36 protein-coding genes, 1 tRNA gene and 1 pseudogene are annotated in these 23,931 nt (G+C 56.5%); 1 reads left to right on the top strand and 37 read right to left on the bottom strand.

Features of this window, described 5'->3' with window-relative positions; genetic code table 11:
• Positions 1-30: 30 nt before the first annotated feature.
• The 5 genes from lon to BUB22_RS13900 all read right to left on the bottom strand — a co-directional run bounded on the left by lon (position 31) and on the right by BUB22_RS13900 (position 5,793).
• On the bottom strand, positions 31-2,367 hold the full coding sequence (gene lon, locus BUB22_RS13920; RefSeq protein ID WP_073116034.1) for an endopeptidase La: 2,337 nt from the start codon (positions 2,365-2,367) through the stop codon (positions 31-33).
• Positions 2,368-2,452: 85 nt separating this feature from the next.
• Positions 2,453-3,808 carry an ATP-dependent Clp protease ATP-binding subunit ClpX gene (gene clpX / locus BUB22_RS13915; RefSeq protein WP_083535556.1) on the bottom strand — a complete coding sequence of 452 codons (1,356 nt, stop codon included), beginning with the start codon at positions 3,806-3,808 and terminating at the stop codon, positions 2,453-2,455.
• A gap of 5 nt (positions 3,809-3,813) precedes the next feature.
• Positions 3,814-4,404: an ATP-dependent Clp protease proteolytic subunit gene (locus BUB22_RS13910; protein ID WP_072807568.1), complete on the bottom strand. Its 591-nt coding sequence runs from the start codon at positions 4,402-4,404 to the stop codon at positions 3,814-3,816.
• Between the two features lie 13 nt (positions 4,405-4,417).
• Positions 4,418-5,677 carry a trigger factor gene (gene tig, locus BUB22_RS13905; protein WP_073116032.1) on the bottom strand — a complete coding sequence of 420 codons (1,260 nt, stop codon included), beginning with the start codon at positions 5,675-5,677 and terminating at the stop codon, positions 4,418-4,420.
• Between the two features lie 36 nt (positions 5,678-5,713).
• Positions 5,714-5,793 (bottom strand) — tRNA-Leu (locus BUB22_RS13900).
• A 111-nt stretch (positions 5,794-5,904) separates the two neighbouring features.
• Here BUB22_RS13900 and BUB22_RS13895 point away from each other — a divergent pair.
• Positions 5,905-7,092 carry an oligosaccharide flippase family protein gene (locus BUB22_RS13895; RefSeq protein WP_175547303.1) on the top strand — a complete coding sequence of 396 codons (1,188 nt, stop codon included), beginning with the start codon at positions 5,905-5,907 and terminating at the stop codon, positions 7,090-7,092.
• On the opposite strand, the gene BUB22_RS13890 is transcribed toward BUB22_RS13895, so the two are convergent.
• The 32 genes and pseudogenes from BUB22_RS13890 to tuf all read right to left on the bottom strand — a co-directional run.
• The gene (locus tag BUB22_RS13890) at positions 7,021-8,460 is read right to left on the bottom strand and encodes an O-antigen polymerase (RefSeq protein WP_083535554.1); all 1,440 of its coding nucleotides are present in this window, start codon (positions 8,458-8,460) and stop codon (positions 7,021-7,023) included. The two genes, BUB22_RS13895 and BUB22_RS13890, sit on opposite strands and share 72 nt — an antisense overlap.
• 3 nt (positions 8,461-8,463) lie before the next feature.
• The gene (locus BUB22_RS13885; RefSeq protein ID WP_072807564.1) at positions 8,464-9,666 is read right to left on the bottom strand and encodes a GumC domain-containing protein; all 1,203 of its coding nucleotides are present in this window, start codon (positions 9,664-9,666) and stop codon (positions 8,464-8,466) included.
• A 6-nt stretch (positions 9,667-9,672) separates the two neighbouring features.
• Positions 9,673-10,851, bottom strand: a complete 1,179-nt coding sequence (locus BUB22_RS13880) for a polysaccharide biosynthesis/export family protein (protein WP_072807563.1) — start codon at positions 10,849-10,851, stop codon at positions 9,673-9,675.
• A 138-nt stretch (positions 10,852-10,989) separates the two neighbouring features.
• Entirely contained in the window at positions 10,990-11,460 is a 471-nt protein-coding gene (gene rplQ / locus BUB22_RS13875; protein ID WP_072807562.1) for a 50S ribosomal protein L17, read from the bottom strand.
• A gap of 2 nt (positions 11,461-11,462) precedes the next feature.
• A complete protein-coding gene (locus BUB22_RS13870; RefSeq protein ID WP_072807561.1) occupies positions 11,463-12,437 on the bottom strand; it encodes a DNA-directed RNA polymerase subunit alpha in 975 nt (324 codons plus the stop codon).
• Positions 12,438-12,455: 18 nt separating this feature from the next.
• The gene (rpsK, locus tag BUB22_RS13865) at positions 12,456-12,884 is read right to left on the bottom strand and encodes a 30S ribosomal protein S11 (RefSeq protein WP_173304119.1); all 429 of its coding nucleotides are present in this window, start codon (positions 12,882-12,884) and stop codon (positions 12,456-12,458) included.
• A gap of 26 nt (positions 12,885-12,910) precedes the next feature.
• Positions 12,911-13,279 carry a 30S ribosomal protein S13 gene (gene rpsM / locus BUB22_RS13860; protein WP_072807559.1) on the bottom strand — a complete coding sequence of 123 codons (369 nt, stop codon included), beginning with the start codon at positions 13,277-13,279 and terminating at the stop codon, positions 12,911-12,913.
• A gap of 9 nt (positions 13,280-13,288) precedes the next feature.
• Complete coding sequence (gene rpmJ / locus BUB22_RS13855; RefSeq protein ID WP_014546097.1) at positions 13,289-13,405, bottom strand: 50S ribosomal protein L36; 117 nt, start codon at positions 13,403-13,405, stop codon at positions 13,289-13,291.
• Between the two features lie 27 nt (positions 13,406-13,432).
• The gene (infA, locus tag BUB22_RS13850; RefSeq protein ID WP_014546098.1) at positions 13,433-13,651 is read right to left on the bottom strand and encodes a translation initiation factor IF-1; all 219 of its coding nucleotides are present in this window, start codon (positions 13,649-13,651) and stop codon (positions 13,433-13,435) included.
• Positions 13,651-15,009, bottom strand: a complete 1,359-nt coding sequence (gene secY / locus BUB22_RS13845) for a preprotein translocase subunit SecY (protein WP_072807558.1) — start codon at positions 15,007-15,009, stop codon at positions 13,651-13,653. Before secY ends, infA begins: the two co-directional genes overlap by 1 nt.
• Entirely contained in the window at positions 15,009-15,449 is a 441-nt protein-coding gene (rplO, locus tag BUB22_RS13840; RefSeq protein ID WP_072807557.1) for a 50S ribosomal protein L15, read from the bottom strand. The genes secY and rplO overlap by 1 nt, the downstream gene beginning before the upstream one ends.
• Before the next feature lie 2 nt (positions 15,450-15,451).
• Entirely contained in the window at positions 15,452-15,631 is a 180-nt protein-coding gene (gene rpmD / locus BUB22_RS13835) for a 50S ribosomal protein L30 (RefSeq protein WP_072807556.1), read from the bottom strand.
• Positions 15,632-15,644: 13 nt separating this feature from the next.
• Positions 15,645-16,127 carry a 30S ribosomal protein S5 gene (gene rpsE / locus BUB22_RS13830; RefSeq protein WP_072807555.1) on the bottom strand — a complete coding sequence of 161 codons (483 nt, stop codon included), beginning with the start codon at positions 16,125-16,127 and terminating at the stop codon, positions 15,645-15,647.
• An 11-nt stretch (positions 16,128-16,138) separates the two neighbouring features.
• On the bottom strand, positions 16,139-16,510 hold the full coding sequence (gene rplR, locus BUB22_RS13825; RefSeq protein WP_072807554.1) for a 50S ribosomal protein L18: 372 nt from the start codon (positions 16,508-16,510) through the stop codon (positions 16,139-16,141).
• Positions 16,511-16,519: 9 nt separating this feature from the next.
• The gene (gene rplF / locus BUB22_RS13820; RefSeq protein ID WP_072807553.1) at positions 16,520-17,059 is read right to left on the bottom strand and encodes a 50S ribosomal protein L6; all 540 of its coding nucleotides are present in this window, start codon (positions 17,057-17,059) and stop codon (positions 16,520-16,522) included.
• An 8-nt stretch (positions 17,060-17,067) separates the two neighbouring features.
• Positions 17,068-17,463, bottom strand: coding sequence for a 30S ribosomal protein S8 (gene rpsH, locus BUB22_RS13815; protein WP_072807552.1), 396 nt, complete (start codon positions 17,461-17,463; stop codon positions 17,068-17,070).
• A gap of 14 nt (positions 17,464-17,477) precedes the next feature.
• Positions 17,478-17,663 carry a type Z 30S ribosomal protein S14 gene (locus BUB22_RS13810; protein WP_014546106.1) on the bottom strand — a complete coding sequence of 62 codons (186 nt, stop codon included), beginning with the start codon at positions 17,661-17,663 and terminating at the stop codon, positions 17,478-17,480.
• 9 nt (positions 17,664-17,672) lie between these two features.
• A complete protein-coding gene (gene rplE / locus BUB22_RS13805; protein ID WP_072807551.1) occupies positions 17,673-18,212 on the bottom strand; it encodes a 50S ribosomal protein L5 in 540 nt (179 codons plus the stop codon).
• A 9-nt stretch (positions 18,213-18,221) separates the two neighbouring features.
• A complete protein-coding gene (gene rplX, locus BUB22_RS13800) occupies positions 18,222-18,521 on the bottom strand; it encodes a 50S ribosomal protein L24 (RefSeq protein WP_072807550.1) in 300 nt (99 codons plus the stop codon).
• Positions 18,521-18,889 carry a 50S ribosomal protein L14 gene (gene rplN, locus BUB22_RS13795; protein WP_072807549.1) on the bottom strand — a complete coding sequence of 123 codons (369 nt, stop codon included), beginning with the start codon at positions 18,887-18,889 and terminating at the stop codon, positions 18,521-18,523. The genes rplX and rplN overlap by 1 nt, the downstream gene beginning before the upstream one ends.
• A 21-nt stretch (positions 18,890-18,910) precedes the next feature.
• On the bottom strand, positions 18,911-19,165 hold the full coding sequence (gene rpsQ, locus BUB22_RS13790; RefSeq protein WP_072807548.1) for a 30S ribosomal protein S17: 255 nt from the start codon (positions 19,163-19,165) through the stop codon (positions 18,911-18,913).
• Between the two features lie 17 nt (positions 19,166-19,182).
• A complete protein-coding gene (rpmC, locus tag BUB22_RS13785) occupies positions 19,183-19,386 on the bottom strand; it encodes a 50S ribosomal protein L29 (RefSeq protein ID WP_072807547.1) in 204 nt (67 codons plus the stop codon).
• On the bottom strand, positions 19,386-19,799 hold the full coding sequence (gene rplP, locus BUB22_RS13780; protein WP_072807546.1) for a 50S ribosomal protein L16: 414 nt from the start codon (positions 19,797-19,799) through the stop codon (positions 19,386-19,388). The genes rpmC and rplP overlap by 1 nt, the downstream gene beginning before the upstream one ends.
• A gap of 1 nt (position 19,800) precedes the next feature.
• Positions 19,801-20,460: a 30S ribosomal protein S3 gene (rpsC, locus tag BUB22_RS13775; RefSeq protein ID WP_072807545.1), complete on the bottom strand. Its 660-nt coding sequence runs from the start codon at positions 20,458-20,460 to the stop codon at positions 19,801-19,803.
• Positions 20,461-20,462: 2 nt separating this feature from the next.
• Positions 20,463-20,813, bottom strand: coding sequence for a 50S ribosomal protein L22 (gene rplV, locus BUB22_RS13770; RefSeq protein WP_072807544.1), 351 nt, complete (start codon positions 20,811-20,813; stop codon positions 20,463-20,465).
• Entirely contained in the window at positions 20,813-21,097 is a 285-nt protein-coding gene (gene rpsS, locus BUB22_RS13765) for a 30S ribosomal protein S19 (protein ID WP_072807543.1), read from the bottom strand. The genes rplV and rpsS overlap by 1 nt, the downstream gene beginning before the upstream one ends.
• Positions 21,098-21,100: 3 nt before the next feature.
• Complete coding sequence (gene rplB / locus BUB22_RS13760; protein WP_072807542.1) at positions 21,101-21,931, bottom strand: 50S ribosomal protein L2; 831 nt, start codon at positions 21,929-21,931, stop codon at positions 21,101-21,103.
• Positions 21,932-21,933: 2 nt separating this feature from the next.
• On the bottom strand, positions 21,934-22,236 hold the full coding sequence (gene rplW / locus BUB22_RS13755) for a 50S ribosomal protein L23 (protein WP_072807541.1): 303 nt from the start codon (positions 22,234-22,236) through the stop codon (positions 21,934-21,936).
• Complete coding sequence (rplD, locus tag BUB22_RS13750) at positions 22,236-22,856, bottom strand: 50S ribosomal protein L4 (protein WP_072807540.1); 621 nt, start codon at positions 22,854-22,856, stop codon at positions 22,236-22,238. Before rplD ends, rplW begins: the two co-directional genes overlap by 1 nt.
• On the bottom strand, positions 22,856-23,473 hold the full coding sequence (gene rplC / locus BUB22_RS13745) for a 50S ribosomal protein L3 (RefSeq protein ID WP_072807539.1): 618 nt from the start codon (positions 23,471-23,473) through the stop codon (positions 22,856-22,858). The genes rplD and rplC overlap by 1 nt, the downstream gene beginning before the upstream one ends.
• Before the next feature lie 5 nt (positions 23,474-23,478).
• Positions 23,479-23,787: a 30S ribosomal protein S10 gene (gene rpsJ / locus BUB22_RS13740; protein ID WP_072807538.1), complete on the bottom strand. Its 309-nt coding sequence runs from the start codon at positions 23,785-23,787 to the stop codon at positions 23,479-23,481.
• A 9-nt stretch (positions 23,788-23,796) separates the two neighbouring features.
• Positions 23,797-23,931: pseudogene (gene tuf, locus BUB22_RS13735) on the bottom strand (elongation factor Tu); the annotation flags it as partial.

Below are 23,931 nucleotides of genomic sequence, written 5' to 3'. Positions count from 1 at the left end.
CTTCGCGCTCCAGGGTGACACTCAGGCTACCTACTTCTTCGCCTTCTTCTGCACGAACAGAATCTTCACGATTTCGTCAATGTGCTTGTGCGTGTAGATCTTGAGGCCCTTCTTCGCGGGTGCCGGAAGTTCGTCCACGTCCTTCTTGTTCTGCGCAGGCAGGCGGAGCGTCTTCACGCCGGCCTGGAGCGCGGCAAGCGCCTTCTCGTTGAGCCCGCCAATCGCAAGGCATGCGCCCGTGAGGCTCACCTCGCCGGTAAACGCGACGTCAGGCGGCACAGGAATCCTGGTAAACGCAGAAAGCAGGCAAAGCGTGAGGGCGATACCCGCAGAGGGGCCATCCTTCGGCACGGCGCCTTCGGGCACGTGGATGTGGATGTCCGTCTTCTTGACAATCGCGGGGTCGATGCCAAAACAGTGCAGGCGTTCGCGCACCAGGCTCACCGCAATCTGGGCGGATTCCTTCATCACGTCGCCGAGCTTTCCGGTCATTATAATCTGGCCCTTGCCGCTCAGGAGCATGCATTCGATGGGGAGAATCTCGCCGCCCACGCTCGTCCAGGCAAGGCCTGTAACCACGCCGGGGCGGCCCGGTTCGGGCAGCTGGCTGTCGAGGAATCTCGGGGCGCCGAGGTATTCCTGCAACTGCTTCTCGGTAACGGCGGGCTTAATCTTCTTGCCCATCACGATTTCTTTTGCACGGTGGCGCACCGCACTCTCGAGGGTGCGTTCCAGTTCGCGCACGCCCGCCTCGCGGGTCCAGCCGCGCATCACCTGGTTGATAATCGCATCGTCAAACGAAACCTGCTCGCCGAGTTTTACGCCGGTGCGTTCGCAAATGCGCGGCACCAGGTACTTGCTCGCAATCTGCAGTTTCTCGTGCGGGTAGTAGCCGGGCAGGCGCACAATCTCGAGCCTGTCGCGCAGCGCCTCGGGGATTTCGCTCTCGCTGTTCGCCGTCGCGATAAACAGCACACGGCTCAGGTCGAGGCCCACCTCCATGAAGTGATCGGTAAAGTCATGGTTCTGTTCCGGGTCAAGCACCTCGAGCATCGCGCTCGCGGGGTCGCCACGGAAGTCGCTCGCCATCTTGTCGATTTCGTCGAGCAGAATAATCGGGTTCATGCACTTGGCACGGCGCAGCGCATGGATAAAGCGGCCCGGCATCGCTCCGATGTAGGTACGGCGATGCCCGCGTATTTCAGCCTCGTCGCGCACGCCACCGAGCGTAATACGCACAAAGTTACGCTGCATCGCGTTCGCAATCGATTCCACGAGGGTCGTCTTGCCCACGCCGGGAGGCCCCACAAGGCACAAAATCGGGGAACGGCGTTCGGTCCCGGTGAGTTTCAGCACCGCGACGTATTCCATGATGCGTTCCTTCACCTTGTCGAGCCCGAAGTGCTTGGAGTCGAGCTCGCTCTTCACCTTCTTCATGTTGAGGACGGTGTCGGTGTACACGCCGTAGGGCAGGTTCAAAAACCAGTCGAGGTAGTTGCGGCTCACCGCATATTCCGGCGAGGTCGGCTGCATGAGCTTCATGCGGCTAATCTCGTCCTCGAGCTTTTCCACGATTGCCGGGGTAAAGTTCTTCGCCCTGATTTTCTTCAAGAGCTGTTCGGGTTCCGAGGCCCCTTCGCCATCACCGTCCAGCTCGTCCTGCAGCTGGCGGATCTGTTCGGAGATAAACCATTCCTTCTGCTGTTGCGCCATCTTCTGGCGCACGCTCTGCTGCACGCGCACGAGCACGTTCTCGTTGTCCTCGGAAACGTCCATCAGCGCAAGCAGCTTCGCCGACATCTCGTCGAGCGTCGCTATCTCCAGAAAGCTCTGCTTCTCGGCAAGCGACACCTGCAAGAACGGAATCATACCGTAATAGGCGTCCAGCTGGTTTTCCATGCCGAAGAACGCATCGACCATGCCCTCGGCGATGTTCCTCTTTGTCGCGTAGTCGCGGAAGCGCGTGAGCACCTCGTCAAAAAGGGAGGTCTTGTCCTTGGCACCGATGCGCATCTTACGCGGGGAAACCGTCACGTTCAAAAAACCGTCGTTCATCATGATGGAGCGCAGGTCCACAACCTCCTCGCCCTCGAGCACCACCTTCACGCAGCCGTTCGGGAACGGCATCACGTTACTCACATGCGCAATCACGCCCACCGAATACAGGTCGAGCATCGGGTTCTGGATTTCTTCAACGGTCACGTCCTTCTGTGCAACGAGGACTATTTCATTATTGTGGCTTTCGGCAAATTCAAGCGCGCGTAAAGACATGTCGCGGCCCACCAGAATGCGGCGGGTCGTGTGCGGGAACACCACGGCATCCCTGAGCGGGAGCAGCGGATACGTTTTCGAAAAATCAAAGTTCATACACTGCAAAGATAGTATCTTAAAGAAACAAAAGGCGGCTGCCGCAATTCCCGCGGCAACCGCTAGAACATTTTTTCAGCAAGGCCTACGAAGCCTTCTTGCGGCCACGGCGCGGGGAATCCTTCACGAACTCGGATTCCGAAAGGTCGGCAACCCCGCCGAACTCCACGGAATTGTCCTCGGGAGAAGCTTCCTCGGAAGCGACGGCAAGTCCCTTCTTCACCGTATCGGCGGTCACCACGAGCTTCTTCACGTCGGAACCGGGCATCAAGAACATCGCCTTCTGCAGGGTGCGTTCCATGACGGAGCGGAGCCCGCGGGCACCGGTCTTGCGGCTCATCGTCTCGTGCACGATTTCCTTGAGGGCGTCGTCGGTAAACGAGAGTTCGATACCGTCCATCTCGAACAGGCTCTTGAACTGCTTCACGAGCGCGTTTTTCGGCTGCGTCAAGATGTTGAGCAATGCAGACTCGTCGAGTTCCTCGAGCGCGACCGCAATCGGCAAGCGGCCCACGATTTCGGGAATGAGCCCGAAACGGATAAGGTCGTCGGGTTCCAGCTGCTGGAACAGCTCGCTCAGCGTGTTGTCCTTCTCGCTGCGGATGTCGGCGCCGAAACCCATGCCGCCCTTGTTCACGCGCTGGGCGATAATCTTGTCGAGCGTCTCGAAGGCGCCACCGCAAATGAACAGGATGTTCTTGGTATTCACCTGCACCAGCGGCTGTTCGGGGTGTTTGCGGCCACCCTTCGGCGGCACTGCGGCAACGGTACCTTCCAGGAGCTTCAGGAGGCCCTGCTGCACGCCTTCGCCACTCACGTCACGCGTGATGGAAGGGTTCGCGGTCTTGCGCGCAATCTTGTCGATTTCGTCGATAAAGATGATGCCACGCTCGGCGCGGGCCACATCGTAGTCGGCAGCCTGCAACAGGCGCACGATGATGCTGTCCACGTCCTCGCCCACGTAGCCCGCCTCGGTAAGCACCGTGGCGTCGGCAATGGTAAAGGGCACGTCCAGAAAGCGCGCCATGGTCTGCGCGAGGAGCGTCTTTCCGCTACCGGTGGGGCCCACCAGAAGCAGGTTGGACTTTTCCACCTCCACGGTATCGCCGTTCGGGTGGGCCTGCTTGTAACGCAAGCGCTTGTAGTGGTTGTAGACGGCAACGGAGAGCGCAATCTTCGCCTGGTCCTGGCCAATCACAAACTCGTCCAGGTGCGCCTTGATTTCGGTCGGGAGCGGGAGCGGCTTCTGCACGGCAGCATCCGCCTTGGCCCTCTCCTGCATCGAGCGGGACTTGTCCTCTTCGATAATGCGGTGGCACATCGCCACGCAGTCACTACAAATCTGGACACCTGCGCCAGTAATCATCTTCTCGACACGTTCCGCGGGCTTGCCGCAGAAACTGCATGTCACGGTCGGATGGTTTTTCCCGCTACGGTACATGAGCGCTACACTCCCTCTTTACGCGGAATAAAAATTTCGTCGATAACGCCGAAGGACTTCGCTTCCTCGGGCCCCATGTAAAAGTCGCGGTCGGTCTTCGCGCGGACTTCGTCGATAGACTTGCCCGTATGCTTCGCCACGATCTCGGTGAGGGTATCCTTGGTGCGGACGATTTCCTTCGCGGTAATCTGGATATCGGTAGATTGGCCGGTAGCGGCGCCCGACGGCTGGTGCAGCATGATGCGGGAATGCGGGAGCGCATAGCGCTTGCCCTTGGTACCCGCGGCAAGGAGCACGGCGGCCATCGAGGCACAGCTTCCGATGCAGATGGTCGCGATATTCGGGCGAACATGCTGCATGGTATCGTAAATGGCAAGTCCTGCCGACACGTAACCACCCGGGCTGTTGATATACAGCGTGATATCCTTCTCCGGGTTCTCGTACTCAAGGAAAATCAGCTGCGCCATGACGTTGTTCGCCACTTCATCGTTGATGGGCGTACCCAAGAAGATGATGCGCTCCTTGAGGAGGCGGGAGTAGATGTCGTAGGCGCGTTCACCACGCCCGGTGGTCTCAATGACGGTAGGAATGATCATTAACTAACCTCTTTTACTTGGTTTCTTCGGCGGCGGGGCGGATGCCCACGATGAAGTCCGCAGCCATCTGGACACGGAGTTCGTCACGCAGCTGGTTGATTCTGCCGCTCTGGCGGAAATGGTTCTTCAAATCTTCGAAGCCGATATGGTAGGCATTCGCCATCTGCTGGAGGCGTTCGTCCACCTTGGCCTGGCTCGCCTTGAGCTTTTCCTTCGTGGCGACGAAGTCGAGAATGCGGTGCTTCTTGATTTCGCGGATAGCCTCGGGAGAAAGCGTCTTCACCTGTTCTTCGGTCGGCTCAACGGCGTCCTTCTCGTCCTGCACGTTGCGGTTGAGCGACCACCTGATGAGGTCGAGCACGCGGGCGTTCGGCACCTCGAACGGGTTCTGCTCGATAAGCTTGTCGATAGCCTCGTTCACGGCCTTCGTCTTGGCGGCATCCTGCTTCTGGTTGGCGAGGCTCTCGGCGAGGTTGGCCTTCAGTTCGTCGATGTCCTTGACGCCCACCTGCTTGCAGAATTCCTCGTCGAAGGTCGGCGGCACGATTTCGCGCACGTCGGTGATTTCCACGTTGAACTGGGCGGTCTTGCCGCGGTAGCGTTCGTCCTTGTGGTCATCGGGGTACTTGAAGTTGATTTCCTTCTTGTCGCCCGCCTTGACGCCCATGAGGCCCTCGTCGAATCCCGGAGAGGCGGATTCGCCGAGCAGGCTGCGGAATTCCTTGTTTTCGGGGAGTTCCTGCTTTTCGCCGTCGATAACGACCTCGATGTAGTTGCCCACGACGACATCGCCCTTGCCCGCGGCGCGGTCGACGTGCTCGTCCTTGCTCCACATCTTCACCAGGCGGTCAAATTCTTCCTGGACTTCCTCTTCGTGCACGGCGGTATCGGGAACGGTAATGCCCGTGTTGTCGTAGCCCTTGATGTCGATTTCGGGGTCAATTTCGACTTCGAGGGTCAGTGCGACGCCGGCTTCCTTGTTGTCTTCGAACTTGGTGACCTTGAGCTGGCCGACCGGGATAATGTTCGCGTTCTTGAGCGCCTCGCCCACAACCTTGTCGACGGTCTCGTTCACGGCCTCGTGACGGATGGCGTCACCGAACTGCTTCAGGATCATCGCCTTCGGGACCATGCCCTGGCGGAAACCCTTCAGGGCCACCTGCTTCTTGTACTGGGAAAGCTTCTTTTCGAAGGGGGCATCGAGATCCGCCTGCGGGATTGCGACTTCGAGGGTGCGCACGGTTGCGCTTGTTTCTTTGATTTCAACGGACATTATGGACTCCGATATGCGGTTTAATTTGAAATTCTCTGCGAAAGGAGGGAGTCGAACCCTCACACCGAAGTACCAGATCCTAAGTCTGGCGCGTCTGCCAATTCCGCCACTTTCGCGTTTCCGCACCCAAAATTAGAAAAAGTCCAAAACATTTGCGAGCAAAACATCTATTTTATCCCTCGTTGCAAGTATTCAAGAACATAAAGATCGGCGTTTTCATTTCCTTGGTGAACATACTCATACAAGGCGTTTCCGTCCTTGTACAGAATATTATCGCAAATAACCTCGGAATTGTCAACTTCGGATATTTCGGAATCTTACAAAGCGATTACACCATATTCTGCGCGCTCGCCGATTTCGGCATGGCCACGCTCATTCTCGCCTATTTCGGGAAAAGGGCCACCGAGGGCAGGCTGTTCAGGAACGTGCTGCAGCTGAGGCTCCTCACCACGGCTATCGCCGCCAGCGCGATGGTCATCTTCGCGATTGTCGCCCGCCACGACCACCCCGCCTTCTGGGGCGAACTCATTCTCGCCTTCGGGCTACTGTTCCAGCACGCGTTCTTCGACTGGTACTTCATCTGCGGGAACTTCTGGAAAAAACTGCTCATCTCGAAAATACTCCACACCGTATCGTACACCGCCATCATGGGCATCGCACTCTGCGTGCTCCGCTTCGATTCCATCGCGCCCATCGCGCTTTCGATGGTGCTCGCGGCACTGCCCGCGTTCGGGTTCGGCGTGCGGCAGGCGTTCACCCCGGCGGTCCTTTCTATCGGCAGGCACGCGCGCAGGTTCTTCGCCCTCATGTTCAAATCCGCGGTCCCCTACGCCATCGCGAGCATCGCAAGCTTCGCCTACCTGCCGGTGGGGCTATACACCGCATCGCATGCCGCCACTCCCGAATTCCTCGGCTCGTACAACTTTGCACATAAACTAATAATACTGGCATCGGGGCTCATGGTGCACTTCATATCGTCGAGCCTCATATCGCTCCACCAGACCGACAGCCGCACGCTCCACCTGCGCGACATCGGGATATTCACCCTCTTTATAGCCGCGGTAAGCACGCCGTTCTCGGTGTTCCCCGAATGGACGCTCAAGATAATCTTCTTTGCAGCGCCCTGGACAAGCGACGTGCTATACACGAGTTCGCTTTGCCTCCGCATACTCACCTGCTCGCTCATACTGCAGGCCATCCGCATGAACATGATATCCACCCTGCTCAAGGAACGCCGCATGGCGCTCTACTGCACGCTCATAGCCCTCGGAGGCATTTTCAATATCGGCGTGTGCTACTACGGGTCGGGCATGTTCGCGCCCGAATGCATCCCCGCGCTCACCCTAGCGGGCGACGTCTTCCTTACCGTCGCGCTCGCATTCTACTTCACCCTCAAGCGGCGCATCCGCTGGTAGGCACTCCGGGGCACATTCCCGCGCATCCCCGTTTTTGAAAGTCGCGTCTGCAAGTCCTGCAGGCGACTGGCCCGCAGGCTCGACGCCTTCCTGCGAAAGTTCCGCGGGCCTAGAGCATATCGTGGTCACTAGGTATATCGCCACACCCCACATGCAGTAGATGCTCTGCTTGTAGCCCGAGGTAAAGAACCACCAGCCCACGAAGTAGATAAAGAACACGTGGAACATCACCTGCCTCGGCGTAAACGGCCTGCACAGCTTCAGGTGCAGAACCGTAAGGCCTATGCCGCACAGGAACGGGAAGAACAGCACTCCCAGCAGGTGGAAATCCTTGTAGACATCCCACAGGTAGTTCACGGTGTTGAACCCGTACTCCTTCTGGATGCTCTCGTTGAACGCGTCGTCCCAGCCGAACGAATTCCTGAAACTCCCCGGGATGCGGAAAAACTCGAGGAACCCGCTCAAAAAATCGAGCCCGTAGGTATGCGGGTGGTACTCGTCGTCGTTGGGCGGGTTTATCGCGTAGTCCATGTTCCAGTAGTTGTTGGCCACGTACTTGTACGGGAGCACCACCAGCACCTCGAGCGCCTTGTCCTCGACCCCCTTGGTGCCGTACTGGTTACGCAGGTTACTGATGGCGACAAAGCTCAGGATGGCAACCGCCATCGCGATAAGGATAATGAGCGGCGATATGCGCTTGTAGAGATAGTTGATGAGTATCATCAAGAATCCCAGGTTGAAAAAGAGCGCCGTGCGGTTCGGGTAGGCAAGCAGGTTCACGACAATCACCACGAACACCATCACGAACGAGACGCGCCTCACCCAAACCACACCGTTGAATTTCTTGAACGCGGCAACCCCGAACATGAGCACGCACAGGGGCCCGCTACTGAACAGCAGCGGAAAGTACCCGTAGCTCACGTCCTTGCTCATCCAGCGGCCCGGATTCTCGGTGAATATGATGAGGTTCCCCGCGACCGCGATAATCTTTACCACGCCCACAAGGAACAAAGCAAACAGGAAAAACGAAATTACCAGGTGGAGCCGCCAGTTGTAGCCCTGCGGGGGAGTCGCCTCCACGACGCGCACCGGGAGAGAGCGCGCCTTCGCCGAAAGCTTCGCGACATAGCAGCCCGAACAGAAGGCGACAAGCCCGAGTATCCACACCATCCAGGTGAGCGGCTTGAAATCCGACATGAACGCATCTATCTGCAGGTAGGCAATCGCAAGCGTTATGCACTGCGAAAAACAATAAACCGTCACCGGACTAAAGAAGTCCTTCTTCAGGAGCCACGACTGCAACAGGCAAAAGAGCACTACCAGAAGGAGCGCGCACGTTACCGGATAAACAGCCATCCAGTGAAACATAGGCTATGCCTTCTGTTTTCTGAAGAACCCCTTGAACGCCTTCCACTGCTCGGCGACCGATGAACCGCGCGCCTCCTCTTCCTTGAGGTAGTCGAGCGTGTTCGCAACAATCGTCGCGATGAGGAACGTGACGAACACGGTAAAGATGAGGGTCACACCGCGCAGGGGGGCGACCTTCTTGTCGTTTTCCCAGGGAGCTTCCAGCACGTGCAGGTTAGTGAGCATCTTGGATTCCTCCATGCGGAGTTCCTCGCTCTGCTGGCGCAGAATCTTGTAGAGCGCTTCCTGAATCTTTATCTGCGCCTTCCACTGCATGTACTCGGCCGTCAGTTCGGGAGACTTCTTGAGCGACACCACGCCCACGTTCTTCTGCTTGCCGTTGAGGGCGCCGTTCAACGCGGAGTTCACGCTCTTGTAGCGCTTGGAAAGTTCGTCGTAGCGCTTGCTGCCTTCGCCGCGGTCCGCCTTCTCGAACGCAAGTTCAATCGAGAGTTCCTCGCGCCTGCTCTGCAGTTCACCCAAATACTTGATGGTCGATTCCAGCTGGATTTCCGGGTCGTAGAAGTCGTGTTCCACCTGGAACTTGGTAAAGCCCTGCAACAGCGAGTCGAGCGCATGCTCGCACGAATCCAGGCGCGACTGCATGTATTCCCTCGACTGCTTCGCCTGCGCCGTCTTGAACGCGTTGAACGCGGAATCCGCCTTGTCGAGCATGAACTGCACCATGGCGGCGGCAAGCTTGTAGTCCTTGTCCTCGATGGCGACCTCGAACATGCTTTCCTTGTTGCAGTCGAGGCTGAAGTTCTTGCGGAACTCCTTCAGCAGGTCGGCATGGAAGTTGCCGTCGAACTCGTAGTGCTCGGCAAGGTTGAACTTGTCGATGACCATGTTGTGGAGTTCCCACGAGTTGAGGATAGTCCACACGGCGTTCGCGTCGTTATCGCTGAACGAAAAACCGAGAAGCGAACTGAGGCCGCCCGAAGCCCCGCCCAGAAGGCTGCCCAGACCCTGGAGGCTCGTCTTCGATGCCGAGGGGGGAGTGACAATCGCCTTGGAACGGTACGTGGGCTCGATTACCCACATCACGAGGGCGAACACCGCGAGCGTAGGTATAATCACGATAGAGGCGCACAGCCAAAAGTGCCGCAGGTTGCTGTTGATGAGCCTGAGGCAGACTTCGATAAATCCTGAACTCTCTTGTTTCATAGTGCGCTACTGTTTGTTGTAACTGGCGTAGATGATGAAGGCCGATGACACGACCGTGAGGAGCGAGGCGAGGAACAGCGTAAAGTCCTTGAACGCCTCGTAGCGGCTCTTGGGAATCTCGATGTAGTCGCCGGGGAGAATCGGGTCCTCGGTAACGCTCAGCTTCAGCGGGTCGGGCTTGTTGCCGCGCCACACCTTCACCTGGCTCCACGTACCCGAAATCGTGTTGAGGCCCGCCGCGGCGATGTAGTCGATGGCGTGCCAGCTCGGGTTGTATTCCACCTGCCCAATGCGGGCAACGGCGCCGCCCACGTAAACGAGCATCTCCTTCACGGTAAACTCGAGTTCCGTGTTGGCCTGCACCGTGGTCTTGCTCATCTCGGTTATGGGAATCCAGCGCGGGTCGCTACCCGGTTCGCGCACGCACACGGCCTTGTAGCCGTAGTTGTGGAGGCGGCCGGCGCCCGAAAGCTCGAAGTATTCCTGGATGGTGCGCCCTTCCTTGTAGGGCACGCTCGTGCGGTATCCCGGGAACAGGAGCGCGACGTTCTCGCCCATCACCTGGTAGGGCACGAATATCCGGTCACCCTGCTCTATAATCGGGTCACTCGCGAAATCGCCCTTAGTCGATATCGCGTTGAAGTCGATATGCAGCGTATCGTCGTTCCTAATAAGGGTAATGTCTTCCAGGTTCGCGGTCGGGAGCGGACCGCCCGCCTGCCGGATAAAGTAGCTGAGGCGCGTCTGCGGGTCCACCGGGTGCTGGCCCACGTGCACCACCGCGCCCATGATGCTCGCGCGGAACCGCTTGAGGGCCGAAAGCTGCACGTAGCAGTACTCGCGCTTGTAGCGCTTCGATGCAAGGTCGAGGATAAGTTCGCGGGCCTCGGCGAGGGTCTTGCCCGCCACCTTCACGGAACCGCATTCCTCGATTGCGACATAGCCGTCCGGGTAAATCTGCACCGTCAGGTAGTTGTTCTCGAGCCCGATATCGAGAAAGTCGCCCGGCCCCAGCTTGTACGTGGAATCGACGGTGACTTCCGAATACGCGGGAGCAAGCGTCACGCTGCTCCTGGGCTGGATTCCCTGCTGGGTCACGCCGGTAACACCGCTCGGGAGCGTCGCCGAAAACGAGAGGGCGCAAAAAGCAGACAGGAACAGGATAAATGTCGCGAACCTAGACATAATTCATTAACCAGCAATAAAATAGACGTTCTACAAAAATACAAAAAAAGCGTGCCTACAGAGTCATTCCCGTGTCATTTTTCTATACGAAAAAGGTCCGGCTTTTACGCCGGACCTTTTTCGCAAAAGCGCTGTGCCTTAGTTGGAAGCCTTGCCTTCGCCTTCGACCATGCTCACGGCATCGGACTTGGCGGGTTCAGCAGCCTTCTTTTCCTTCACGACGATCTCGTCTTCGACGAGGCCGATGAGGGCCATTTCGGCAGCGTCACCAGCGCGGTTCGGGCCGAGCTTGATGATGCGAGTGTAGCCACCGTTGCGGGTCGCGTAGCGCGGGCCGATGGTAGCAAACAGGTCCTGCAGCACCTTCGGGCTCGTGATGAAGCGGGCAGCTTCGCGACGGGCAGAAAGGTCGCCCTTCTTCGCGTAGGTAATCATGCGGTCCACGTTGGAGCGGACAATCTTTGCCTTGTGGAGCGTAGTGCGCACGTAGCGGGCAGACTGTTCGGCTTCCATACCCTTACCGATAATGGAGGTAGCAAGGGCGCGGAGGATGGCACGCTTGTGTTGGGCGTTCACGCCCAGTTTCTTGTTCTTTACACCGTGTCTCATTGTTAATCCTTCAAGTAGTCATCGACGTCCATGCCAAAAGAAAGGCCCATGGAGGTCAATACCTCGTTAAGTTCCACCAAGGACTTCCTTCCGAAGTTCTTGTATTTGAGCATATCGTTTTCCTTGTTGCGCACAAGTTCGCCGACGGTATGGATGTTGGCCATACGCAGGCAGTTGCTGGAACGAACGGAGAGTTCGAGTTCTTCCACGCGGGTGCGCAGGAGCGTCGCAATACGCTGGCGTTCTTCGTCCATCTCGATTTCTTCGGGGCTCTCGAGGTCGCCTTCGAAGTTGATGAAGATTTCCAGGTGATCGACGAGGAGCTTCGCAGCGTATGCGAGGGCGTCTTCGGGATCAATGGAGCCGTCAGTCGTGATTTCGAGTTCCAGGCGGTTGAAATCGGTACGCTGTCCAACGCGGGTATCGCTGATGTGCATCGCGACCTGCTGCACCGGGTTGAAGTTAGCGTCCGTGGCGATAACGCCGATCGGAGCGTCCTTGTCCTTCAATTCGTCGGCACGGACAAAACCGCGGCCACAGGAGATCTTCACATCCATGGAGAGCGAAGCGTTCCCGTTCAATGTCGCGATATGGACATCCGGGGTCAGGATGACCACGTTCGGATTGTCCATGAAGTCCTTGGCCGTGACTTCGCCGTCACCGGACATATCCAGGTGCAGTGTTTCGTCATGGTCGGAAAGGAGCTTCACGCGGATGCTCTTCAAGTTCAGGATGATATCCGTGACATCTTCCTTGACACCCGGAATCGTAGACATTTCCTTTTCAACGCCTTCGATTTTCACGGAGACGATTGCCGCACCCTGCAGGGAGGAAAGAAGCACACGGCGGAGAGCGTTACCGAGCGTGATGCCCCAGCCCCTTTCGAGAGCCTCGACAACAAACTTGGCCTTGCGACCGTCTTCGCTAGATTCCACCTTCTGGAAGCTACGCGGCATCTGAAGTGATTTCCACATCATAGGCGATACCTCTTTGGATTAGACCCTTCTCTTCTTTTTAGGACGGCAACCGTTGTGCGGAATACCCGTCACGTCTCGAATGGAGAGAACTTCGAGGCCCGCATTCTTGAGAGCGCGGACGGCGGACTCACGGCCACCACCGGCACCCTTCACGCGGACATCCACCTTGCGCATGCCGAGGTCGAAAGCCTTGTGGGCGGCAGTTTCGGCAGCGAGCTGGGCGGCAAACGGAGTGCTCTTGCGGGAGCCCTTGAAGCCGGAGTTACCGGGGGAACCCCAAGCGACGACGTTGCCACGAGCGTCGGTGATAGAGACGATTGTGTTGTTGAAGGTGGCGTTGACGCAGGCGATGCCCTGGATGTCAATACGCTTCTTGCCCTTCTTGACCTTAACTTCTTCAGTAGCGGCTGCGGCCGGAGCTTCAGCAGCGGCAGCGGTTTCCTTGATTTCTTCTTCAGCCACGACGAATCTCCTTACTTCTTCTTGTTAGCCACAGTCTTCTTGGGGCCCTTGCGGGTACGGGCGTTGGTACGGGAACGCTGACCGCGGACCGGCAGGCCCTTGCGGTGGCGGATACCACGGTAGCAACCGATATCCAAGAGACGCTTGATGTTCAGGGTAACTTCCGCGCGGAGCTGACCTTCCACGGAGTATTCGTCTTCGAGAAGATGACGAATCTTACCTTGTTCTTCTTCGGTGAGGTCATCGCACTTCTTGTTCTTGTCGATGCCCAGCTGAGCACAGACCTTGTTTGCGGTGAACAGACCGACACCATAGATTGCCGTGAGGCCGTACTCGACGGTCTTGTTTTTCGGCAAATCGACACCAGCTATACGTGCCATACGATCTCCTTATCCCTGCTTCTGCTTGTGACGGGGGTTCTTCGAACAGATGATGCGCAATACACCCTTGCGACGGATGATCTTGCAGTTTTCACATCTGGGTTTGATGGAGGCTTTGATTTTCATAGGTTTGACCTTCTTTGAAAATACCTATTACTTGTAACGGTAAGTGATTCTTCCACGATTGAGGTCGTAGGGAGAAATTTCTACCAACACTTTATCGTCCGGCAAAATTCGGATGAAATGCCGACGCATCTTTCCTGAAACATGTGCGAGGATCTCGTGACCATTTCCGAGTTGGACACGGAAGAATGCGTTGGGGAGGGCTTCCAACACAACGCCTTCTACTTGAATGCCTTCTTCTTTAGCCACTAAGATGCCATCCTGCCGCGAATGCGGCCATGCTTCAAGAAACCTTCATAATTCTTGGTATGCAACTGGGCTTCGAGTTGACGAAGCGTATCCAGCGCCACACCGACCACGATAAGTACCGAGGTGCCCCCAATATAGAAACTCATATCGAAGGCGTCTTTCAGATACCAGGGCGCAACGCTAATAAAAGCGAGGTAAAGCGACCCGGGAAGAGAAATTCGGGTTAAAACGTGGTCAATATATTCGGCCGTCTGCTTGCCCGGACGAACTCCCGGAATGAATCCCCCAGACTTCTTCAGGTTTTCGGCAATGTCGTTAGGGTTGTACTGGATTGCCGTGTAGAAGAAGGTGAAGAATATGATAAGGAGCGCGTCGATCACGCTGTAGGACAGGTGACCCGGGACGAACGCGATGGCGAACGACTGCATCGCAGAGACGTTCGGGAACCAGGAAGCGATCATGGCCGGAATGAACATGATGCAGCTTGCGAAAATCACGGGGATCACGCCAGCGGTATTCACCTTGAAGGGCAAATAGCTGGACTGGCCACCCATGACCTTGTTGCCGACAGTCCTGCGAGGACTTTGGAGTGGAATGCGACGGTTCGCCTGCTCTACGAAAACGATAAATCCGATAATCACGACCACGATAGCGAGAATGATGATTTCGCTAGCGAGCGGCTGGATATCTTCCTTGAACATTTCCCATTGGGCGAGGAAGGCCCGCGGAAGGCCCCCGACGATACCGGCGAAGATGATAAGAGAAATACCGTTGCCCACACCGTGCGAAGTAATCTGTTCGCCCAGGTACATCACGAAGATGGTTCCTGCGGTGAAGGTCAGGGTAGCAAGTAAGCGGAAACCGATGTTACCGGCACCGGTGGCGAAGTCGTCTGCGAGGGCAGAAACCTGGACACCGGAAACGGACACCTTGAGGGAGGAAAGCCACACAGAAATGCCCCAGCCCTGCAAGGCGGCGAGAGCCACCGTAAAGTAGCGGGTGTACTGGTTCAACTTGGCGCGGCCTTCCTGACCTTCCTTCTGGAGCATCTGGATGCCCGGGATAACGGAGCCCATCAACTGGATGATGATGCTCGCGCTAATGTAGGGCATGATACCCAGGGCGAACACGGTCGCTTTCGCAAACGCACCGCCCGTGAAGGAGTCGTACAGGCCGAACAGGTTGTTCGAGTTCTTGAAGTATTCTGCCAGCACGGCAGCGTTTACTCCGGGGATTGTGATGTGTGCGCCCACGCGGTAAATGATGAGCACGGCGAGCGTGAAGAGAATCTTCTTACGCAGGTCGGCTATCTTGAACGCGTTGACGAACGCATCTATGGCTTTCTTGAGAGCTTCCATTAGACGATCTCGACTTTGCCGCCGGCAGCTTCGATTGCAGACTTTGCAGCTTCGCTGATAGCGTTAACCTTTACGTTGATTGCCTTGTCGATGGTTCCAAAAGCGAGGACCTTGATCGGTTTGTCAATATCCTTGATGAAACCCTGGTCGAACATCACCTGAGCGTCGAAGTCCGTGACGCTAACGCCAGCGAGCTTCTTCAGGTTGACGATCTGGAATTCAACACCGGCGTGCTTGAAACCACGCTTCGGGATGCGACGGTGGATCGGCATCTGGCCGCCTTCGAAGGCGACACGACCGGCCTGAGCGCTCTTACGAGCACCGGCACCCTTCTGACCACGGCCAGCAGTGGTGCCCCAACCGGAACCCGGACCGCGACCGATGCGCTTGCGGCTCTTGCCCTTGGCAGCCTTGCCAGGATTGAGAGTATTGAGTTCCATTATTAGATCTCCTCGACCTTCACCATGTCAGCCACGGCATTGATCATGCCCTGGATGCTGGGGGTCAAAACGTGTTCAACAGACTGTCCGATCTTGCGGAGGCCAAGGGCCTTCACATTGGCACGGTGCACCGGCAGGCGGCGAACAGTGCCCTTAATCAAAGTAATACGAACTTTCTTCATGGTGTATTACTCCTTAGGCTTCAAAACCGCGCAGCTTGGCGCAGTCCTGCTTGTTCTTCTGGGACATCAGGCCTTCCAGGCAAGCGCTGACGACAGTGCTCGGGTTGGAAGAACCGTGAATCTTGGTGAGGATGTTGCGCACACCGGCGAGTTCGAGAACAGCACGGGCGGCAGCACCGGCGATAACGCCAGTACCCGGAGCAGCCGGCATGAGGAGGATGCGGGTAGAACCGCTCTTCACTTCGATGTCGTGCGGGATGGTGCCGTCGAGGAGCTGGACTTCGACGATATTGCGCTGAGCGGCTTCGGTACCCTTGCGGATGGCTTCGGAAACTTCCTTAGCCTTGCCGAGACCCACGCCGACCTTGCCGTTCTTGTTGCCGACGACAACGAGAGCGGAGAAGGACATACGGCGACCGCCCTTGACGGTCTTTGCGCAACGGTTGATGTGTACAACCTTGTCTTCAAATTCAGAAACTTGAGCTTCGCGTTCCAAAGTGTACCTCACTAGAATTTGAGTCCGCCTTCACGAGCTCCCTCAGCGAGAGCCTGAACGCGACCGTGATAGATGTAACCGCCGCGGTCAAAGACCACGGATTCAATGCCCTTGGACTTCGCGATTTCAGCGATCTGGAGGCCAAGCTGCTTGGCCTGTTCCGTCTTCGTCATTTCGGCGAACTTGCCCTGGAATTCCTTGGCAGTCGTTGCGACCTGAGCGAGAGACTTGTTGTTCGCATCATCGATAATCTGGGCGACCATGTGGGACAAGGAACGGCGAACAGCCAAACGAGGGCATTCTGCAGTTCCGACAACAGTCTTGCGCACACGAGCATGGCGTGCGATTCTGGACTGGATTCTTTTCTTAGCAATTGCAGTCATAGTTTACCCTTATTTACCTGTCTTCTTACCTTGCTTACGGCGGATGATTTCGCCGGTGTACTTGATGCCCTTGCCCTTGTACGGTTCAGGCTTCCTGTACTTGCGGATTTCTGCAGCAGCCTGGCCGACCTTCTGCTTGTCGATGCCGGAGATGGAAATCTTCAGCGGGTCGACAGCCTTGAGCTCGACGCCTTCGGGTGCCTTGAAAATGACCGGGTGGGAGAAACCGAGAACGAGGTTCAGGTCCTTGCCCTTCTGTTCGACGCGGTAGCCCACACCGACGATTTCGAGAGTCTTCTCGAAACCCTTGGTAACGCCTTCGACCATGTTGGCGACGAGGGCGCGGGTGGTACCGTGCATAGCGCGGGAGAACTTTTCATCGTTCGGACGGGAGAAAGAAAGCTGGTTGCCTTCGAGCTTGATGGAAATCAGCTCATGAACAGTAGTTTCCAGCTTGCCCTTGGGGCCTTCCACCTTGATGTTCTGACCATTGACGGCGACTTTAACGCCAGCCGGGATATTGATAATAGCTTTTCCGATACGGGACATCTTTTACCTCACCAGACCTTTGCGACAACTTCGCCACCCACCTTCTGTTCGCGGGCTTCGTGGTCAGTCATCACACCTTTAGATGTGGAGATAATCGCATAGCCGAGGCCGTTACGGACGCGCGGGAGCTTGGCCACGTCAACGTAGTGACGAAGACCCGGCGTAGAGACGCGCTGGAGGCCCTGGATTGCGGGAACGCCGTTCGTGTAGCGGAGCAGAACCTTGAGGATACCCTGCTTGCCGTCATCGACGACGACGAACTTCTTAATGAAACCTTTTTCCTGCAGAACGCGTGCAATTTCACGCTTCAGGTTGCTGGCAGGAATGTCCACCACGGGGAGCTTTGCCTTGCAGGCATTGCGCACGCGGGTGAGCATATCGGCGATAGGATCTGTCATTGCCATGAGTTATACTCTCCTTACCAAGACGACTTTGTGATACCGGGGATTTCGCCGGCGAGTGCCATTTCGCGGAAGCAAATACGGCAAAGGCCAAAGCGGCGCATAAAGGCGTGCGGCCTACCGCAACGCTTGCAACGGTTATACCCACGAACGGTATACTTCGGGGTACGCTTGCATTTTTCAATCATTCTTCTGCTTGCCATGGTATTACCTTACTTCCTGAAGGGGAGTCCAAGTTCTTCGAGCAGGGCGCGGCCTTCGTCGTCCGTCTTGGCGGAAGTCACGAAGGAGATGTCCATACCGAAGGTACGAGAAATCTTATCGATATCGATTTCGACGAAGATCGTCTGTTCCTTGATACCGAGGGTGAAGTTACCCATTCCATCAAAACCACGGCGTGCAAGACCACGGAAGTCACGGACACGCGGGAGGTTGATGTTGATGAAACGATAGAGGAAGTCCCACATCATGTCGCCGTGGAGAGTGACCTTGGCACCGATGCCGATGCCTTCACGGAGGTGGAAGTTGGCGATAGCCTTCTTCGCGGTGGTGACGACTGCCTTCTGACCGGTGATGGCCGTGAGGGTTTCAGCGGCTTCGTCGAGAATCTTGCGATTCTGAGCGGCAGCGCCCACGCCCATGTTCACCACGATCTTCTGGAGACGGGGAATTTCCATCACGTTCTTGTAGGCAAACTTTGCTTGCAAGGCCGGAACGACTTTTTCGAGATAAAATTGCTTCATCTGGTTCATTTCTTTACCTTACACAGCCTTTCCAGTCTTGACACTGGTACGAACGCCCTTCTTGCCCTTCTCGCGAACGATGCGGGTACGGACAGGCGTGTTGCCTTCGAGGAGCATCACGTTGGAAATGTCGATGGGCATTTCCTTCTCGATGATGCCGCCAGTTTGGTTGGTCTGGCTCGGCTTCTCGTGACGCTTGCAGACGTTCACGTCCTTGACGGTCACCTTGCCGGCCTTGACACTAATCACGGTGCCGGTCTTGCCCTTGAAGGCACCGGAAATCACCTTGACGTTATCATTCTTCTTGATGTTTGCCATTAGAGAACCTCAGGTGCGAGGGAGATGATCTTCATGTAATTCTTTTCGCGGAGCTCACGAGCCACCGGTCCAAAAATACGGGTTCCACGCGGTTCGCCATCCTTGGTGATGAGCACAACTGCGTTGTCCGAGAAACGAATGAACGTTCCGTCCGGACGGGAGATTTCTTTGCGCGTACGCACGACAACGGCGTCGGCCACGGAACCCTTCTTCACCTTGCTCTGGGGGATAGCGTCCTTAACGGCTACCTTGATGACATCACCGATGCTAGCATAGCGACGGTTCGTGCCACCCAAAACACGGATGCAGGCGACTTCCTTGGCTCCACTGTTGTCAGCCACGACGAGTCTGGTTTCTTCTTGAATCATAATTCGCCTTACTCCAGGAGTTTACTTCTTCTTTTCGACCACGCGGACGAGACGCCAGCGCTTGGTTGCGGAAAGAGGACGAGTTTCCATGATTTCCACCAGGTCACCCTCGCCCGCTTCGTTATTTTCGTCGTGAGCCTTGAGCTTCTTGGTGGTGGTCATGATCTTGTTGTACATGGGATGACGCTTGCGGTTTTCAACCACAACCGTGATGGTCTTGTCCATCTTGTCAGAACTGACAATTCCCTGCTTGACTTTACGAAGGTTTCTATCCATTTCCTGCTCCTGCCGGCTTATGCCTTGGCCTTTTCGCTGAGGATGGTCTTGATACGGGCGATGTCCCTGCGGGCAGCCTGAATCATAGAGGGTTTTTCCAAATTACCGAGCTTCGCAGTCATGCGGTAATTGAACAAATCGAGATTCAACTGAGCCAGCTTTTCCTTGAGCTGCTTCACGTCGAGAGCTCTCAGTTCGTTTTTAATGTCACGTGCCTTCATTAGATCTCCGATTCTTCGATGATTTTGCACTTGAGGGGGAGCTTCTGCGAAGCGACATGGAGGGCTTCCATGGCGAGTTCACGTTCAACACCGCCCATTTCGAAAATGATGCGACCCGGAAGAATCACGGCGACCCAGAATTCGACGCCGCCCTTACCCTTACCCATACGGGCTTCGGCCGGGTGACGAGTGATGGGCTTGTCGGGGAACACGCGGATCCACACGCGACCGCCACGCTTGATCTTACGGGTCATAGCGATACGAGCCGCTTCGATCTGGCGAGCCGTCAGCCAGCACTTTTCAAGAGCCTGAATGCCGAATTCGCCGAAGGCCATGGAATTGCCGCGGGAAGCGACACCCTTCATGCGGCCTTTCATCTGCTTACGATGTAATGTTCTTTTAGGACTCAGCATATTACTTCTCTCTCTTGTTGTCGTTCATGACGTCCTTGCCAATCTTTTCGCCGTGCATGATCCACACCTTGATACCGATGGCACCATAGACGGTCTTAGCAATGGAAGTCGCGTAGTCAATGTCAGCACGGAGAGTGTGCAGAGGCACGCGGCCTTCGGCATACTTCTCGACGCGGGCAATTTCGGCACCGCCGAGACGGCCGCCGCACTGCACCTTGATACCTTCGACACCCAGGCGCATAGCGGACTGGATGGCGCGCTTCATGGCGCGGCGGAAGGAAATACGCTTTTCGAGCTGACGCGCGATGTTTTCAGCGACGAGCTTGGCATCCGTTTCCGGGCGCTTGATCTCGTGCACGCTGATGAAGATTTCCTTACCGGTGAGGAACTGGAGTTCGCTCTTGACGCGATCGAGTTCTTCGCCCTTCTTACCGATAACGATACCCGGGCGGGCGGTAAAGAGGTTCACGTTCACCTTCTTGACGGTGCGTTCGATGCCGACCTTGGAGAGGGAGGCATGTTCGAAGCGCTTCATCAAGTAGCGACGGAGGGTGATGTCTTCATAAAGAAGATCTGCGAAATTGTCTTCGGCATACCACTTGGATTCCCAACCGCGGATAACGCCAAGACGAAGACCATTGGGATGACTCTTGTGACCCATTGTTATTTCTCCTTGTCGGCGACGACGACGGTGAGGTGAGAGAGCGGCTTTTCGATACGGAAAGCACGGCCCTGGGAACGCGGGTGGATACGCTTCATGATCGTACCGCCATCGGCAGCGATGGTCTTGATCACGAGCTCTTCGGCAGCGACCGCACCGGCGGCCTTCTGCTTGTAGTTCGCGACGGCAGACTTGAGAGCGTTCTCGACGAGCGGGGCGCCCTTGGTCTTGGTGTGGAGAATGGAAAGCATTGCGAATGCTTCGTCAACACGCTTGCCACGAACCAGGTCCACGACACGGCGGAGCTTGCGCACACCGTAACGGACGTTTTTCACTTTAGCAACAGCTTGCATTATTTCTTACCTCCAGCGGCGGTTTCCGTCTTGCGGTGGCCGCGGAACGTGCGGGTCATTGCGAATTCGCCGAGCTTATGGCCGACCATGTTTTCAGAAACATAGACCGGGAGGAACTGCTTTCCGTTGTACACGGAGAAGGTAAGTCCGACCATATCCGGAACGATGGTGGAACGACGGGACCAGGTCTTGATCGGCTGCTTCTTGTCGGAGCCAGCCATAGCCTGGGCCTTGTTGAGAACGTGGGAATCCACGAACGCACCTTTCTTAAGGGATCTCGACATGAATTAGGCCCTCTTCTGACGACGGCGCACGATGTACTTATCGGTACGCTTGTTGTTACGAGTTTTTGCACCCTTCGAGTTCTTACCCCACGGAGAGCACGGATGACGACCACCAGAGGTACGTCCTTCACCACCACCGAGCGGGTGGTCGACCGGGTTCATAACGACACCGCGGACGGAGGGACGCTTGCCAAGCCAGCGGGAGCGGCCGGCAGAGCCCGAGGATTCATTCATGTGGTCGATGTTGGAAACCTGGCCCACAACGGCGAGGCAATCTTCAGAGATGAAGCGGACTTCGCCACTCGGCATCCTGACCTGGCAGAGCTTGCCGTCCTTGGCGACGAGTTCGGCAGCGGCACCGGCGGAGCGGACCAGCTGGGCTCCCTTGCCGGGCTTCAGCTCAATGTTGTGGATCATGGTGTTCAGCGGAATGTCGCGAATCGGGAGAGCGTTACCCACGCGGAATTCGGCACCTTCGCCGGAATTCAGCACATCGCCGACCTTCACGTTAGCCGGAGCGACGATGTAGGCGCGCTTGCCGTTCTGGTACTTGACCAGGGCGATACGGGCCGTACGGTTCGGATCGTACTCGATCGTCTCGACAGTGCAGGGGATACCCGCGAACTGGCGCTTGAAATCGATGATACGGTACAGTTTCTTGTGGCCACCGCCGCGACGGCGGGAAGTGATTTCACCAGCGTTGTTACGACCGGAGCTGCTCTTGATGCCTTCGGTGAGCGGCTTGTACGGCTTTTCGGCCGTAATTTCCTTGCGGTCACCAATCTGCTTGTAGCGCAGCGTCGGGGTAAGCGGTCTATAAGATTTCAGACCCATAGTTATACTCCTTCGAACTCGGCAATCTTTTGCCCGGCCTTCAACGTGATGTAGGCCTTCTTCCAGTTGGGTTTCTTGCCAGGAACCATGCGAACGCGCTTGATCTTACCGCGGGTAATGGCGGTGTTCACAGCGTCGACCTTCACTTCAAAGCGCTTTTCGATAGCGTCCTTGATTTCGGTCTTGGTAGCGTTCATGGCAACCTTGAAAACGTACCTGTGCACGTCGTTACGCGGATTCACCATGTTCTTCATGGTTTCTTCGGTCACGTGCGGGGTAAGCAGGATTTCACGAATTTCCTTCATTAGCGGCCTCCTTCAAGTTCTGCGAGAGCAGCCTGGGAGATGACGACGTTGTTGGCGCGGACGATGTCGTAAGTATTGACATCTTCGACGCGGGCGCAACGGCACCAAGGAATGTTGTTGGAGGAGAGGTAAAGGTTCGCATCCTTCGCGCTCACGATGAACAGGGCGTTGCGCTGTTCGAGGTTAGCCTTCTTGAGGACGGCGAGGAGGTCCTTGGTCTTCGGGGCGTCGAAGCTGAGGGCTTCGAACACGACGACCTTGCCTTCCTGGGCCTTGGAGGCGAGAGCGGAGTGGAAGGCGATCTTCTTCACCTTCTTGTTCACCTTCTCGAAGTAGTCATGGGACTTCGGACCATGGGCCTTAGCACCACGAACCCACACAGCGGAGGTGTTCTGGCCGGAACGAGCGCGGCCGGTGCCCTTCTGCTTCCACGGCTTCTGACCGCCACCGCTAACGGAGGACTTGTTCTTAGCCTGGGCAGTACCCTGACGGTTGTTGTTCAGGATAGCCTTGATGTGGAGGTACATGCAGACCTTGTTGACTTCTTCATCAAACAGCTTCGGGAGTTCGATATCGTTCTTGAAATCGCCTGTTGCGGCGAAAAGCTTTGCACTAGCCATTAGTCTTTCCTCACCACGATGATGCTGTTCTTTGCACCGGGGACTGCGCCGCGGACGAAGATCAGGTTGCGATCGCCATCAACTTTGACGACCTGGAGGTGCTTCACGGTCACTTTCTTGTTGCCGTACTGGCCTGCCATGCGCTTGCCCGGGAAAACACGGCCCGGGTAGGAGTGAGCAGACGTACCGCCCGGTTCGCGCATGTTGTGCGTACCGTGAGAGCGGGGACCGCTGTGGAAGCCGTGGCGCTTGATGGTACCAGAGAATCCGTGACCCTTGGAGATACCGGAAACGTTCACCATCTTCGCATCGGCAAAGTCAGCTGCACCGAATTCCTTGCCAACCGGCCAGGATTCGAGATCAGCAACGTCAAACTCGGCGAGGTGTTCACGAACAGCGACGTCAGCCTTCTTGAAGTGGCCGATTTCAGCCTTGTTGGCACGCTGTTCTTTCTTGAGACCAAAGCCGATCTGGACAGCCTTGTAGCCATCCTTTTCTTCTGTCTTGTGGGAAACGACCACGCACGGACCGGCTTCGAGAACCGTGACAGGGACGCATTCGCCCTGTTCCGTGAACACTTGGGTCATTCCCAACTTCTTTGCGAGAATACCGTTCATTGTTATTAGACCTTAATTTCGACTTCGACACCAGCCGGCAAGTCAAGTTTCATGAGGGAATCAACAGTCTGCGACGTAGCATCGAGGATGTCGATAAGACGCTTGTGCGTACGGGATTCAAACTGTTCACGAGAAGTCTTGTTGATATGCGGAGAGCGGAGCACCGTATACTTCTGGACTTTCGTCGGGAGGGGGATGGGTCCCGCAATGCGGGCACCCGTTTGCTTAGCTGTATTCACGATGTCTTGGGCAGAGCGGTCGATCATACGATGGTCGAAGCTCTTCAAGCGAATACGGATGCGTTCACCAGCCATGATTTTTCCTTACTTGATGATTTCGGTTACGGAGCCAGCACCAACAGTACGGCCACCTTCGCGGATAGCGAAGCGGAGCTGCTTTTCCATGGCGATCGGGGCGATGAGGTTCACGTGGATCGTGACGGTGTCACCCGGGGTCAC

The organism is Fibrobacter sp. UWCM, from assembly GCF_900129735.1.
GTDB lineage: Bacteria > Fibrobacterota > Fibrobacteria > Fibrobacterales > Fibrobacteraceae > Fibrobacter.
The sequence above is the reverse complement of the archived record's forward strand: the minus strand, read 5'-3'. Positions and strand labels throughout refer to the sequence as shown.

Bases quoted from the DNA above. Each gene is read 5' to 3' on its own strand.
- rplX (WP_072807550.1), bottom strand. From the start codon at position 18,521: ATGGCAAACATCAAGAAGAATGATAACGTCAAGGTGATTTCCGGTGCC.
- rpsM (WP_072807559.1), bottom strand. From the start codon at position 13,279: ATGGCACGTATAGCTGGTGTCGATTTGCCGAAAAACAAGACCGTCGAG.
- rplD (WP_072807540.1), bottom strand. From the start codon at position 22,856: ATGGCTAGTGCAAAGCTTTTCGCCGCAACAGGCGATTTCAAGAACGAT.
- rpmC (WP_072807547.1), bottom strand. From the start codon at position 19,386: ATGAAGGCACGTGACATTAAAAACGAACTGAGAGCTCTCGACGTGAAG.
- rpsH (WP_072807552.1), bottom strand. From the start codon at position 17,463: ATGGCAATGACAGATCCTATCGCCGATATGCTCACCCGCGTGCGCAAT.
- rplR (WP_072807554.1), bottom strand. From the start codon at position 16,510: ATGACTGCAATTGCTAAGAAAAGAATCCAGTCCAGAATCGCACGCCAT.
- BUB22_RS13870 (WP_072807561.1), bottom strand. From the start codon at position 12,437: ATGATGTGGAAATCACTTCAGATGCCGCGTAGCTTCCAGAAGGTGGAA.
- rplF (WP_072807553.1), bottom strand. From the start codon at position 17,059: ATGTCCCGTATCGGAAAAGCTATTATCAATATCCCGGCTGGCGTTAAA.
- rplO (WP_072807557.1), bottom strand. From the start codon at position 15,449: ATGGAACTCAATACTCTCAATCCTGGCAAGGCTGCCAAGGGCAAGAGC.
- BUB22_RS13890 (WP_083535554.1), bottom strand. From the start codon at position 8,460: ATGTTTCACTGGATGGCTGTTTATCCGGTAACGTGCGCGCTCCTTCTG.
- rpsQ (WP_072807548.1), bottom strand. From the start codon at position 19,165: ATGGATAGAAACCTTCGTAAAGTCAAGCAGGGAATTGTCAGTTCTGAC.
- lon (WP_073116034.1), bottom strand. From the start codon at position 2,367: ATGAACTTTGATTTTTCGAAAACGTATCCGCTGCTCCCGCTCAGGGAT.
- rpsS (WP_072807543.1), bottom strand. From the start codon at position 21,097: ATGTCGAGATCCCTTAAGAAAGGTGCGTTCGTGGATTCCCACGTTCTC.
- rplP (WP_072807546.1), bottom strand. From the start codon at position 19,799: ATGCTGAGTCCTAAAAGAACATTACATCGTAAGCAGATGAAAGGCCGC.
- rpmJ (WP_014546097.1), bottom strand. From the start codon at position 13,405: ATGAAAATCAAAGCCTCCATCAAACCCAGATGTGAAAACTGCAAGATC.
- clpX (WP_083535556.1), bottom strand. From the start codon at position 3,808: ATGTACCGTAGCGGGAAAAACCATCCGACCGTGACATGCAGTTTCTGC.
- rplE (WP_072807551.1), bottom strand. From the start codon at position 18,212: ATGAACCAGATGAAGCAATTTTATCTCGAAAAAGTCGTTCCGGCCTTG.
- BUB22_RS13885 (WP_072807564.1), bottom strand. From the start codon at position 9,666: ATGAAACAAGAGAGTTCAGGATTTATCGAAGTCTGCCTCAGGCTCATC.
- rpsC (WP_072807545.1), bottom strand. From the start codon at position 20,460: ATGGGTCACAAGAGTCATCCCAATGGTCTTCGTCTTGGCGTTATCCGC.
- BUB22_RS13910 (WP_072807568.1), bottom strand. From the start codon at position 4,404: ATGATCATTCCTACCGTCATTGAGACCACCGGGCGTGGTGAACGCGCC.
- rplC (WP_072807539.1), bottom strand. From the start codon at position 23,473: ATGAACGGTATTCTCGCAAAGAAGTTGGGAATGACCCAAGTGTTCACG.
- rplV (WP_072807544.1), bottom strand. From the start codon at position 20,813: ATGCAAGCTGTTGCTAAAGTGAAAAACGTCCGTTACGGTGTGCGCAAG.
- BUB22_RS13880 (WP_072807563.1), bottom strand. From the start codon at position 10,851: ATGTCTAGGTTCGCGACATTTATCCTGTTCCTGTCTGCTTTTTGCGCC.
- rpsJ (WP_072807538.1), bottom strand. From the start codon at position 23,787: ATGGCTGGTGAACGCATCCGTATTCGCTTGAAGAGCTTCGACCATCGT.
- rplQ (WP_072807562.1), bottom strand. From the start codon at position 11,460: ATGAGACACGGTGTAAAGAACAAGAAACTGGGCGTGAACGCCCAACAC.
- rplW (WP_072807541.1), bottom strand. From the start codon at position 22,236: ATGAAGGAAATTCGTGAAATCCTGCTTACCCCGCACGTGACCGAAGAA.
- secY (WP_072807558.1), bottom strand. From the start codon at position 15,009: ATGGAAGCTCTCAAGAAAGCCATAGATGCGTTCGTCAACGCGTTCAAG.
- BUB22_RS13810 (WP_014546106.1), bottom strand. From the start codon at position 17,663: ATGGCAAGCAGAAGAATGATTGAAAAATGCAAGCGTACCCCGAAGTAT.
- rplN (WP_072807549.1), bottom strand. From the start codon at position 18,889: ATGATTCAAGAAGAAACCAGACTCGTCGTGGCTGACAACAGTGGAGCC.
- rplB (WP_072807542.1), bottom strand. From the start codon at position 21,931: ATGGGTCTGAAATCTTATAGACCGCTTACCCCGACGCTGCGCTACAAG.
- rpmD (WP_072807556.1), bottom strand. From the start codon at position 15,631: ATGAAGAAAGTTCGTATTACTTTGATTAAGGGCACTGTTCGCCGCCTG.
- tig (WP_073116032.1), bottom strand. From the start codon at position 5,677: ATGTCCGTTGAAATCAAAGAAACAAGCGCAACCGTGCGCACCCTCGAA.